This is a genomic window from Mesorhizobium sp. CA5, assembly GCF_020165105.1.
Lineage (GTDB): Bacteria > Pseudomonadota > Alphaproteobacteria > Rhizobiales > Rhizobiaceae > Mesorhizobium.
Genome location: NZ_JAIUHJ010000002.1, coordinates 82,978 through 95,474, shown reverse-complemented (window position 1 = coordinate 95,474; position 12,497 = coordinate 82,978). Strand labels below are relative to the sequence as shown.

Annotated in this window: 10 protein-coding genes and 2 pseudogenes; all 12 read left to right on the top strand. The window is 63.0% G+C overall.

Annotation, left to right across the window (positions count from 1 at the left end):
* Positions 1-7: 7 nt before the first annotated feature.
* The gene (locus LB529_RS03440) at positions 8-937 is read left to right on the top strand and encodes a polysaccharide deacetylase family protein (protein ID WP_224710185.1); all 930 of its coding nucleotides are present in this window, start codon (positions 8-10) and stop codon (positions 935-937) included.
* A gap of 3 nt (positions 938-940) precedes the next feature.
* The gene (locus LB529_RS03435; RefSeq protein WP_224606465.1) at positions 941-2,275 is read left to right on the top strand and encodes a dihydroorotase; all 1,335 of its coding nucleotides are present in this window, start codon (positions 941-943) and stop codon (positions 2,273-2,275) included.
* A gap of 5 nt (positions 2,276-2,280) precedes the next feature.
* A complete protein-coding gene (locus tag LB529_RS03430; protein ID WP_224710184.1) occupies positions 2,281-3,054 on the top strand; it encodes an SDR family NAD(P)-dependent oxidoreductase in 774 nt (257 codons plus the stop codon).
* A gap of 26 nt (positions 3,055-3,080) precedes the next feature.
* A pseudogene (locus LB529_RS03425) lies at positions 3,081-3,222 on the top strand (MucR family transcriptional regulator); the annotation flags it as partial.
* Positions 3,223-3,785: 563 nt separating this feature from the next.
* A pseudogene (locus LB529_RS03420) lies at positions 3,786-3,932 on the top strand (Arm DNA-binding domain-containing protein); the annotation flags it as partial.
* Positions 3,933-4,919: 987 nt separating this feature from the next.
* Positions 4,920-5,657, top strand: a complete 738-nt coding sequence (locus LB529_RS03415; protein WP_224710183.1) for a heme-binding protein — start codon at positions 4,920-4,922, stop codon at positions 5,655-5,657.
* Positions 5,654-7,531, top strand: coding sequence for a methanol/ethanol family PQQ-dependent dehydrogenase (locus tag LB529_RS03410; RefSeq protein ID WP_411962425.1), 1,878 nt, complete (start codon positions 5,654-5,656; stop codon positions 7,529-7,531). The genes LB529_RS03415 and LB529_RS03410 overlap by 4 nt, the downstream gene beginning before the upstream one ends.
* Positions 7,512-8,381: a substrate-binding domain-containing protein gene (locus LB529_RS03405; RefSeq protein WP_224710181.1), complete on the top strand. Its 870-nt coding sequence runs from the start codon at positions 7,512-7,514 to the stop codon at positions 8,379-8,381. Before LB529_RS03410 ends, LB529_RS03405 begins: the two co-directional genes overlap by 20 nt.
* Positions 8,378-8,911, top strand: a complete 534-nt coding sequence (locus LB529_RS03400) for a c-type cytochrome (RefSeq protein WP_224710180.1) — start codon at positions 8,378-8,380, stop codon at positions 8,909-8,911. The genes LB529_RS03405 and LB529_RS03400 overlap by 4 nt, the downstream gene beginning before the upstream one ends.
* The gene (gene coxB / locus LB529_RS03395; RefSeq protein ID WP_224710179.1) at positions 8,908-9,921 is read left to right on the top strand and encodes a cytochrome c oxidase subunit II; all 1,014 of its coding nucleotides are present in this window, start codon (positions 8,908-8,910) and stop codon (positions 9,919-9,921) included. Before LB529_RS03400 ends, coxB begins: the two co-directional genes overlap by 4 nt.
* A complete protein-coding gene (ctaD, locus tag LB529_RS03390) occupies positions 9,918-11,894 on the top strand; it encodes a cytochrome c oxidase subunit I (protein ID WP_224710178.1) in 1,977 nt (658 codons plus the stop codon). The genes coxB and ctaD overlap by 4 nt, the downstream gene beginning before the upstream one ends.
* Positions 11,891-12,496, top strand: a complete 606-nt coding sequence (locus LB529_RS03385; protein WP_224632770.1) for a heme-copper oxidase subunit III — start codon at positions 11,891-11,893, stop codon at positions 12,494-12,496. The genes ctaD and LB529_RS03385 overlap by 4 nt, the downstream gene beginning before the upstream one ends.
* The last annotated feature ends 1 nt before the right edge of the window (position 12,497 follow it).

Genomic DNA, 12,497 nt, shown 5'->3' with positions numbered 1-12,497 from the left:
AGTACCGATGCCGATCGATCTCCAGCATGCCCAGCCGCGCGACTTTGTCGGCTATGGCCCGCATCCGCCCTTCGTCACCTGGCCGGGCGGCGTGAAGCTCGCTGTCAACCTCGTGCTTAACTACGAGGAAGGTTCGGAATACAACTGGCTGGATGATGGCCGCAACGACAATTGGGGCGAATACAATCTGACCAGCAGCCCGCCGGTGCGCGATCTCGGCACCGAGACGCATTTCGAATATGGCAGCCGCGCCGGCGTCTGGCGCCTGGTGCGCCTCTTCGATCGCTACGACATTCCGGTCACCTTTTCCGCCTGCGCCGTGGCGCTGAAGCGCAACCCGCCTTTGGTCGAGTGGATGAAGAGCCGCCGCCACGACCTGATGGGCCATGGCCTGCGCTGGATCGACTACACGATGATGGAGCGCGGCGAGGAAGAGCGTCACCTGCACGAAGCCATCGCGCTTTACGAGAAGCTGCTCGGCAAGCGGCCGCTCGGCTGGAACTGCCGCTCGCTGCCCAGCGTCAACACGCGCGACCTTCTGGTGGAGGAAGGCGGCTTCCTTTACCACTCCGATCCCTGCAATGACGACCTGCCTTATTTCCTCGACCACCGGGGCACGGATATACTGGTCGTCCCCTACTCCAAGACGCTCAACGACAGCCGCTATCTGGTGGCTCCGGGCTATAGCAATCCCCGCGACTTCGCCGAGGACTGCCGCTCGGCCATCGACTATATGCTCTCCGAAGCCGACGAGACCGGCGGCCGCATGCTGACCATCGGCATCCACGCCCGCTGGACGGGCCAGCCCAACCGCGCATCGGGTCTACGCGAGGTGATCGAGCATGTCCAACAAAGCGACGGCGCCGCCTTCATGCGCCGCGAGGACATCGCCCGCTTCTGGCATGCGAACCATACCCGCATCGAACAGCGCGGCTGAGCGATGTTCGAAACGCTGATCCGCGGTGGAATGGTGGTGAATGCCGAAGGCATCAGCCACAGCGATATCGGAATCGCCGCGGGCAAGGTCGCCGCAATCGTCGCGCCCGGCGAAGCCGCCGAAGCCAGGATGGTCGTCGATGCCTCAGACTGTTTCTTGCTGCCAGGTCTGGTCGATGCGCATGCACATCTGCGCGACCCTGGCCTGACTCAAAAGGAAGATTTCTCCTCCGGCACGCATGCGGCCGCACTCGGCGGCGTGACGACAGTGCTCGACATGCCGACCGATGAACCGTGGACGGCCACGCCAACGCAACTAGCCGACAAGATGGCGATCGCCGAAGGCCGCATCCATGTCGACGTCGGCCTGCAGGCCGTGATCAGCCGCGACCTGTCGCTCATTCCTGGCCTGCTTAGCCTTGCGCCGGTGTCGTTCGAGCTGTTCACCGCCGACGTGCCGGACGCCTTCCTCTTTGCCTCGCTCGACGCGGTCGCCGAAGCGCTCAAAGCTTTTGCCGGTGCCGATACGCTGATCGGCATTTCACCCGGCGATCAATCGATCCTGAACGGCAGCGCTATGCGCGACCGCTCGGGCGCCATCGCCGCCTTTCTGGACAGCCGGCCGCCGCTGGCCGAAGCCAACGGCATCGCCCGCGCCCTTGTCGTCGCGGCCTCGGCGGAGGCAAAAATCCACGTCCGGCAGATCAATTCCGAACTGGGTGTCGAGACCTGGAGCCGGCTGCGCGGCATGGCCGACGCCAGCGTCGAGACGACGCCGCAGAACCTGTTCTTCACAGCGCAAGATTACGAAGCTCTGGGCGCTAATCTGAAGGCTTCGCCGCCCTTGCGGTCGCCGCATGACGTCGATGCGCTGCACGCTGCGCTCGGCGCGGGACTGATCGACATCGTCGCCACCGACCATGCTCCGCACGCACCGGCCGAGAAGGCGGCGCCTTATGCGGCTTTCGCTGACATTCCGGGCGGCATGCCGGGATTGCAGACGCTGCTTCCCACCATGCTGAAGCTGGTCGATGACGGGCTCATCGCCCTCCCCGATCTGGTGCGCATGTGCTCTCGCAATCCGGCCGAGCGCTTCGGCCTCGGCCGACGCAAAGGCCGCATCGCCGCCGGCTACGACGCCGATCTGCTGATCCTCGATCCGCACCAACCCAGCACGATCGCCAATGCCGACCAGGTGTCTCGGGCCGGCTATACGCCCTTCGACGGTTGGGCCGTGAAAGCGCGCCTGACCAACGTCTTCCTGCGCGGCCGCGAGATCGTGCGCGCAGGCAGGCTGGTTGGCCCGGCGCAGGGAAAGATCGTCACCCGGGAGAGCTGAACACCATGGCCTTGCTCGCAGGTAAAACCGTCATCGTTACCGGAGCGAGCTCCGGCATCGGCCGTGCCATCGCGCTGAAATTCGCGGCGGAGGGCGCGAGCGTCGTCGTTGCCGACATGGTGGAGCAGCCGATCGAGGACGGCGAGAGCACCACCGACATGATCCGCTCGGCCGGCGGCGCTGCAATCTACGTCAAGACCGACATATCCGACTGGAGTGCCGTCGATGCGCTGGTGGGCGCAACGGTCGCGCGGTTCGGTCGCCTCGACGTGATGGTCAACAATGCGGCGATCTACACCAGCACCAACCTGATCGAGACCACGCCGGAACAGTGGAACCGCGTCATCGGCGTCAACCTGACCGGGTTCTTCTACTGCAACAAGCGCGCCGTCACGCAGATGCTGGCCCAGGCGCCGGTCAATGAGGTGCGCGGCCGGATCATCAACATCTCCTCGCAGCACGGCATGGTCGCCTGCCCCGGCGATTTTCCCTATTCGGTGACCAAGGGCGGCATCGTGCAGATGACGCGCCAGATCGCCGTCGACCATGCCGACGACCTGATCGTCTGCAACGCCATCGCGCCGGGCAAAATCATCACCGGCAAGCCGGGCGTCGCCAACGATCCTGATGCGCTCGAGTATTCGCGCCGGCGCACGCCGTGGCCGCGGCTCGGGCATCCTAACGACGTGGCGGGCGCGGCGCTGTTCCTGGCCAGCGATATGGCCAGCTACGTCACCGGGATAAACCTGATGGTTGACGGCGGCTGGATGGCCGGCTGACGAGTGATTGCCGGGCCGCTCTGGCAACCAGGCACGGGATGACGCCTGACGAATACCGGGCGAAGTGGGGACTGGCGAAGGACTACCCTAATGATTGCCCCAAACTATTCGGCCGCCCGATCGGAATCTCGAACTAACGAAGGAAAGCGTCCGGCCTGGAGTTTCTAGGGCGTGGGCAAAGCGCGGGCAAGCCGTGGGCGAAGCCATTTTTTTCGCAATGAAATCAAAGGTCATGGTGGGCCCGGAGGGTGTGAGGTCGTCAAGCAAAATCAATGGCTTACAGGATGGTTAGCCAACCCATATTCTTCGTATCGTCTCGTATGGTCTGGCGAACCGGATAAGAACCCGAAATGAGCCACCTTCTTATTCGATAATCGTAGGTCGAAGGTTCGATTCCTGCCGGGTTCACCACTTGGGCTCGCTATAGTCTCACCTGACGTTGTTAAGGTCGGTATTCCGGGCAACACCGCCCTATCGCTCACTGAAAATCCTCGTGTCAGTGGTTCGAATCCGCCTCTGGGCACCATCCCCTCTTCTCCCGATAGTCCCTTTCGCTAAAGCTTCTACGCCGCAGCCTCTGCAGAAATTGTTGGCCTTTTCGGGTCAGTTCGCGAATTTGAGCGCGGTTGGGCCGTTTCGAGCGCATTTGGTCCAACGGCGGGTGGGGATGGTATTTCCGTTGGTATTGGACATCCTGATGGTATCGAGACAGCCAAAGGGAGGTATCACGAATGGCCCTTTCTGATGTGAAATGCCGAAACGCTCGCCCCGCTTCCAAGCTTATGAAACTGTCTGACAGTTGCGGACTCCAGCTGTGGGTGCAGCCTACGGGATCTCGCCTCTGGCGCCTCGCATATCGCTTTGACGGCAAGCACCGGCGCGCGCCTCCGTGAAGTCGATGCTTGATGCCCAGCTTTCCGCTTGTTGATCGCAACATAGACGTGGGTGCGTCGAAGTTCTTGATTTATCGCGGGCAAAGATCAGAAGCTCTCCAGGATGGCTCCGTATCGCTCGGCCCTACCTTTTGAACGGCGATTTAGCCATTAAAGCTACCAACGCGTCCCCTGGACCGCACGACACGTGCAATTACATACAGTGGCAAATCCTAATAAGGAAAAATACGCCCACTCCATAAGGGATGATGAGAAGTCCGAGAGCGATCCAATAGCCCGGCTGCGCTGTTGCCGCGAAATCTGAGCGAAGCTGTTTCATTGCCATCAAACGATGCGCCAACATCGTTGTTCCAAGGGGCAACAATGCGAGCGGCATATGACCGTCCCGATTTGCCGGCAAGTGGAAGATGTTCTGAGCTTCCTGCTCGAGGCAGGAACAAGCTGTGGGGACGTTGGGTGGCTGCTCTAACGCCAGAACAGGTCACGGCAGCCTGTTGCGCGAGCCCGAGTACTTGGATCAAAATTTGATTTGAGCGAAGCAAGTCCGCGTTCGAGCGTGGTGGCCGTCTTCCCTCGCCGGAACAGCTGCTTGCGCCAGGCATTTCTGGCGAGGCTGGGATAATCGGCAAAAGCGCATGTAACCACTTAACTCGATCTCGATCGGCGTACTGAGCGGTTCAGGGAATTCGCGTTTCAGACAGGTCAGGTAGCTTTGCTACCTGCCGCGGTCGCAACAAATGGCCAAGCCTGTCCAACGCCATAATTCGGCCTGTCGTCGACGCATTGGTGCGGCCAGTGATCCAAACTGGTTCCGCTGCCCGGCGTCCTTACAGGCCAGCGGTCTTGGTCGGCTACAAACCTCTTCATGAAGGAGGAACAAAGCAGCCGGCTGTCAGTTCGGTAACATTCAACAAATTGTTCCGGATCATGGCTCATCGTCGGTTTTCGTTGCTAGCTTTGGGCCTTCTGGTCTTGGCGTTTGGCTCGACGCAGCAAAACGCCGCTCACGCGCAAGCGCCCTGCCCGGCCGATCACGACAAGCTGCTTTCGGCCTTGAAGGCCAACGTCAAGGCGAGCGGCGGCCCCGCGAATGGCGGCTTCGAGACCAATGAATGGGCGGCAATCGTTGCCCGCGACGGCACCGTCTGCGCCGTTGCCTTCAGTGGACCCACGGCCGATGCGCAATGGCCGGGCAGCCGGCTGATCGCGGCCGAGAAGGCCAACACGGCCAATGGCCTCAGCCTGGCGAACATGGCGCTGTCGACAGCCAATCTCTATGCCGGGGTGCAACCAGGCGGACCGCTGTTCGGTCTGCAGACCACCAATCCCGTCAACCAGGCAGCGGCTTACACAGGCGACCCCAAGACGTTCGGCAGCGCCAACGATCCGCTGATCGGCGAGCCGATCGGCGGCGTCGTCGTGTTCGGCGGGGGCCTGGCTCTCTACGACGGCAAGGCGATCGTCGGTGGCCTCGGGATCAGCGGCGATTCCTCCTGCGCTGACCACAACGTCGCCTGGCGCGTTCGCGCCGCCCTGGGACTCGATAAGGTTCCGGCGGGCGTCAATCCCAACCGCAAGGATGCCATCGTCTACGATCTTGATCCCGGCGGGAAAAGCGCCTCGGGCTGGGGCCACCCGCTTTGTGCCGGGCACGAGGCCGATATAGCGGCGGAAATCGGTTCCGGCGTCGGAGGTTCGACTCCGAAATGAAGCAAGCAGCGCAACCGGCGCGATCCTGCGGAGACGCCCCCATGACCAACCGCTCGTCGGCGCCCCGAAAACATTCTCCGGGCGCCCTTGCAGCGATGCTGTTGGTCTGCGCCCCCTTGCTGACAGCCGCTTCGGAATCGCCGCCGGCACCCGCGATCTCACCGCCTGCCGCGGCCGCGCCGCCCGATGACGGGCAATGGACGATGCCCGCCAAGAACTACGCCTCGACCCGCTATAGCGAGCTCGCCGAGATCAACGAAGGCAACGTCAAGAATCTGCAGGTCGCATTCACCTTTTCCACCGGCGTGAACAAGGGCCAGGAAGCGGCGCCGCTGGTGGTCGGCAGCACGATGTACATCGTGAGCCCGTTTCCCAACATCGTCTACGCGCTCGACCTTTCCAAGTCTGGCGCGCCGATCAAGTGGAAATACGAGCCCAATCCTGAGCCTGCCGCGCAAGGGGTTGCCTGCTGCGACGTCGTCAACCGCGGCGCGGCTTTCGCGGATGGGCGCATCTTCTTCAACACGCTCGACGGCCACACCATCGCGCTCGATGCGAACACCGGCCAGCCGGTCTGGAACGCGCATGTCGGCAACATCAATATCGGCGAAACCATCACCATGGCGCCGCTTGTGGTGAAAGGCAAAGTGCTGGTCGGCAATTCCGGCGGCGAGATGGGCGTTCGCGGCTGGGTCAAGGCGCTCGACGCTGGCGACGGTCATGTCGTCTGGACGGCTTACAACACCGGCCCCGACAAGGAGGTGCTGATCGGCCCGGACTTCAAGCCGCATTACGACATGGACAAAGGCAAAGATCTCGGCGTCTCGACATGGCCGCCGGAGGCCTGGAAGATCGGCGGCGGCAATATGTGGGGCTGGATTTCCTACGATCCGGGTCTCAACCTTATCTTCCACGGCACCGGCAATCCCGGCCCCTGGAATCCCGATCTGCGGCCCGGCGACAACAAATGGACATCTGGCATTTTCGCGCGCGACCCCGATACCGGGGCGGCGAAATGGTTCTACCAGTGGACACCGCACGACCTGCACGATTATGACGGCATCAACGAGCAGATCCTGCTCGACATGAACTGGCAGGGCAAGCCGCGCAAGGTGCTGGTCCGGCCGGAACGCAACGGCTATCTCTACGTCCTTGATCGCACCACCGGTGAGGTCCTGTCTGCAAAGCCTTATGGCCCCGTCAACTCCAGCAAGGGCGTGGATCTCAAGACCGGCCGTCTGATCGAAAACCCGGACAAGCTGACGGGCACCGGCAAGGTCGTCCGCGACATCTGCCCGACCGCGTCGGGCCTCAAGGACTGGCAGCCTTCCGCCTTCTCTCCGAAGACCGGCCTACTCTACATCCCGCACAACAATCTGTGCATGGACGAAGAAGGCGTCGAGGTGAACTACATCGCCGGCACGCCCTATGTCGGAATGAACGTCCGCATGATCCCGGGGCCGGGCGGCAACCGCGGCGCCTTCACGGCGTGGGATATCGCGGCCGAAAAACCCGCCTGGAGCCTCAAGGAGAATTTCCCGGTGTGGAGCGGCGCGGTCGTCACCGCCGGCGATGTGGTCTTCTACGGAACGATGGACGGCTGGTTCAAGGCGGTGAGCGCCAAGACCGGCGACCTGCTCTGGCAGTTCAAGACCTCGTCCGGCATTATCGGCCAGCCCATCACCTATCGGGGCCCGGACGGCCACCAATATATCGCTATCTTGTCCGGCGTCGGCGGGTGGGCTGGCGCCATCGTATCGGGCGACCTCGACCCGCGCGACGCTACCGCCGCGCTCGGTTTCGTCAATGCGATGAAGGACCTGAAGAACGCGACCACGGCGGGAGGCACGCTCTATGTGTTCCGGCTGCCCTGATGTACTCGGCGTGATCCACAGCGTGGCGCGAAAGGCTTTCCCGCCGATAGCGCTCGGCATCACCGCGCTCGCCTTGCTGCTCTTTCCGGCGACGGCCGGCGCTCGTGAACTCAGGGTCTGCGCCGACCCGAACAACCTGCCCTTTTCCAATGCAGCCGGACAGGGATTCGAGAACAGGATCGCCGAAATCATCGCCGCCGATCTCGGCGCGAAGCTGACCTACACCTGGTGGGCGCAGCGCCGCGGCTTCGTGCGCAACACGCTGAAGGCGGGTCTATGCGATCTCGTGCCCGGCACGCCGGCCAATCTCGAAATGCTGCGCACCACAAGGCCTTATTACCGCTCGTCCTATGTCTTCGTGACCCGCCAGAACGACCCCGACGTTGCCTCCTTTAACGACCCGCGGCTGCGCGACATGCGCATCGGCGTTCAACTCATCGGCGACGACGGCGCCAACTCGCCTCCGGTCCAGGCTCTCGGTCGTCGTGGCATAGTCGGACACCTCGTCGGCTATCCGGTCTATGGCGATTACTCCGCCCCCAATCCGCCGGCCCGCATCGTCGAGGCCGTGGCGAGCGGCGAGATCGACCTAGCCGTGGTATGGGGCCCGCTTGCCGGCTATTTTGCGCAGAAGCAGAAGGTGCCACTGCGGATCACGCCCGTTGCGCCTCGCATCGACGGACCGCAATTACCCATGATCTACGATATTTCGATGGGGGTGCGGCGCGAGGACGACGCGTTGCGCGGCGACGTGAACAATGCCTTGGCCAGGCACAAGGCGGAGATCGATGCATTGCTGGCGCAGTATGGTGTGCCGCGCCTCGATGCCTTGGGGAGCACGGTGCGATGAGGTGCGCTGTCGCCGTGCTCTTTCCTGTAGTGCTGATGCTCGTCGCCTGCCAGCGTGAGGAGCGGGATACGCGCCCCCAATCGGCCCTCGGCTCGGGCGAGCAGCCGACGCCGGTGACAACTCTGGAACCCGGCGGGCAGCGGCCCTCTCCCACAGACAACAAAGCGGCGAGCTTCGAGGCCAATGCCTTTCATCTGAGCGAAGGCAAGCGCCTGTTCGGTTGGTTCAACTGTTCAGGATGCCATGCCAATGGCGGCGGCGGCATGGGCCCGGCGCTGATGGACGAAAAATGGATCTATGGCAGCTCGATGGAAAGCATTCACGCCACCATCCGTGACGGGCGGCCGAACGGCATGCCCAGCTTCCGCGACAAGATCCCGGACGACCAGATCTGGGAGCTTGCGGCCTTCGTTCGCTCGTTGAGCGGCAACGCGCCCTCCTCCGCTGCGCCGTCGCGCAATGACTACATGATGGCGCACCCATCGGAAAACCGTATGCCGAATGCCGCCACGCTGGGGAAGTCGCCGTGAAACGCCTCGCCTTGATTGCGTTCGTTGCGACAATCGCCCTGTTTCTTCAGGGATGCGCCGGCTGGCAATCGGCGCTCGACCCGAAAGGTCCCGCGGCAAGTGAGCTCGCATGGCTGATCTGGTTCTTCACCGGCCTGTGCGCGGCGGTGTGGGTGCTGGTGATGATCGCTCTTGCCTTGCCATTGATGATGCGGCCACGAGAGCGCGCCGAGCCGCTTGTAATCAACGCCGATGCCGACAATCGCAAGCTGCGCGTGGTGTTGACCTCGGTCGGGCTGACCGCCGTGATCCTGGTCGGCCTCACGCTGCTCAGCTTCTTTGCCAACAGGACGCTTGCGGCGATCGGCTCGGATGCCGCGTTGACCATTCGCGTCACAGGTCATCAATGGTGGTGGGAGGTGCGCTATGAGGACGCTACGCCGAGCCGCATCCTGACGACGGCGAACGAGATCCACATTCCAGCCGGCGAGCCGGTCCGGCTTCTTATCACCTCGACCGACGTGATCCATTCCTTTTGGGTCCCGAGCCTTTCCGGCAAGCTCGACCTCATTCCGGGCCACATGAACGTGCTCGACATCAAGGCCGATAAACCGGGCGTCTATCGTGGCCAATGCGCCGAGTTCTGCGGCGCGCAGCACGCCAACATGGGCACCTTCATCATCGCCGAACCGCGCGAAAAGTTCGACGCCTGGTGGAACGACCAGCTGCAACCAGCCGCCGCGCCAATGAGCGACGAGGCCAAGACCGGCGAGGGGCTCTTCCTGAAACGCCCCTGCGTGATGTGTCACAAGATCGGCGGCACCCCCGCAGGCGGAACGGTCGCGCCCGATCTCACCCATATCGCCAGCCGGCAGACGCTTGCGGCCGGAACATTGACGATGAGCCGCGGCAATCTCGCCGCCTGGATAGCCGACCCACAGGGCGTGAAGCCTGGATCGCACATGCCGGTGGTCAATCTTAGCGGCGACGAGCTCAACGCCATCGTTGCCTATCTCGAGGGGCTGAAATGAGCAGCGCGGATCTCACCAGCGAACGCGATCTGCCTCCCGAAAGCGAAGCGTCCGCCAAAGGCGATATCGCCCCCGAACGTGACGGACCCCGCGACACCGGCTTGGACGATGCCAGCCTGCATCGGTGGCTGGCGCGGACGTGGCGCACGCCTCCCGGTATCATCGGCGCGCTGTCGAGCGTCGACCATAAGGTCATCGCACGGCGTTATCTGATCACCGCGTTCCTGTTTCTGTGTTTGGGCGGCCTCAACGCCGTTGTCATGCGCATCCAACTCTCGGGCCCGCAGCGCGGCCTGATCGGGCCGGATCTCTACAACCAGCTGTTTACGATGCATGGCGTCACCATGATGTTCCTGTTCGCCGTGCCCATCGTCCAGGCGACAGGAATCTATCTGGTGCCGTTAATGGTCGGCACCCGCAACATCGCCTTCCCGCGCCTCAATGCCTTCAGCTATTGGGTCTATGTCTCAGGAGGCCTCTTCGCCTGGGTGTCCTTCGCCCTCTCGATGGCGCCGGATGTCGGCTGGTTCGCCTATGTGCCGCTGTCCGGGCCGGAATACGCTCCAGGCAAGCGCGCAGACGTCTGGGCGCAGATGATCACCTATACAGAGGTCTCATCCCTGGCGGTCGCCGTCGCGACCATCGTCACCGTGCTCAAGCAGCGGGCACCCGGCATGTCGCTCGACAAGATTCCGCTCTACGTCTGGGCATTGCTGGTCACGTCCTTCGTCGTCGTGTTCGCCATGCCGGCGGTAATGGTCACTTCGACCTTCCTGATCCTCGACCGGCTCGTCGGCACGCATATCTTCAACCCGGCGGAAGGCGGCGACGCGCTGCTGTTCCAACATCTCTTCTGGTTCTTCGGCCATCCCGAAGTTTACATCATCTTCCTGCCGGCGACCGGCATGGTCTCCGCCATCATCCCGGCCTTCGCCCGGCGCCCGACGTTCGGTCATCTCGGCTTGGTCCTGTCGTTGATCGCCGTCGGTTTCCTATCGTTCGGCCTCTGGGTCCACCACATGTTCGCGACCGGGCTGCCGAAACTGGGGGCCAGCTTCTTCACCGCCTCGAGCATGATGATCGCAATCCCCAACGGCGTTCAGATCTTCTGCTGGCTGGCGACTCTCTGGGACAGCAGACCGGTGATCCGCACGCCGCTGCTGTTCGTCTTCGGCTTCTTCTTCATCTTCGTCATCGGCGGCCTCACCGGCGTCATGCTTGCCTCAGTGCCGCTCGACCTGCAGGTGCACGACACCTATTTCGTCGTCGCTCACTTCCATTACGTGCTGATCGGCGGCTCGGTCTTTCCGCTGCTCGGAGCTGCCTATTTCTGGTTTCCCAAAATCACCGGCCGCATGATGAGCGAGCGCCTCGGGCGTTGGCACTTTTGGCTGGCGATGGTCGGCTTCAACGCGGCTTTCTTCCCCATGCATATCGTCGGCCTGTGGGGCATGCCGCGCAGGGTCTACACCTATCCGGCCGAGCTCGGCTGGGGGAACATCAATTTCTTCATCAGCGCCGGCGCGGTGCTCTTCTTCCTGAGCTTCGTGCTGTTTGCCTTCAACCTCGTCCACAGCGCATTGAGGGGTGCGCCTGCCGGCGACAATCCCTGGGACGCCGGCACGCTCGAATGGGCGACGTCCTCGCCGCCGCCCAGCTACAATTTCGCGCGCATTCCGGTCGTGACGAATATCGAGCCGCTCTGGGCCCAACGCGAGGCGCTCCCCGTCGCGACCGGGCTTCGCGTCGATGCTCGCGAACTGATCATCTCGACGGTGGCGGAAGCCCATCCCGACATCCGCGAGAAATCTGCGACGCCGTCGATCTGGCCGCTGCTGGCGGCGATCGCCGTCGGCGGCACCTTCCTCTACTCGATCTTCACGCCCTGGGCGATCGTGTGGGGCGCCGCGCCGATCGCCATCACCTTGATCGGATGGTTCTGGCCCAAGGGCGATCCGGAGGACGAGGAATGAACCAGCGCCCCGCCATGGATCTTTCCGGCCTCCCGACCTTTGGACATGGCCCGCGCAGCCCGACCTGGTGGGGCACGCTTGGCTTCATGGCGTTGGAGGGCACGGGCTTTGCGCTGGCCGCCGGCGCCTATCTCTATCTCGCGACCTTGTGGCCCAACTGGCGGCTAAGCGCTCCACAGCCCAACCATTGGCCCGGAACGATCGTGACGCTGCTTCTCATCGCCAGCCTGATTCCCAACCACATACTGAACGGCTACGCCAAGCAATGCGCTATCGGACCGGTGCGGATCGGGATGGTGGTGATGTCGCTGCTCGGCATCGCGCCGCTCGTCGTGCGCTGGTTCGAATTTCCCGCGCTGAACATCTACTGGGACACGAACGCCTACGGCTCGATGCTGTGGGTGCTGCTCGGTCTCCACACCACGCATCTGATCACCGATGTCGGCGACACGATCGTTCTGACGGTGCTGATGTTCACGCACCATGGCTACAGCGGCCGGCGCTTCGGCGATGTCGGCGACAATGTCTTCTACTGGGACTTCGTGGTCCTCACCTGGATCCCGATCTACCTGCTCATCTACTGGCTACCGAGGTTGGGCTGAG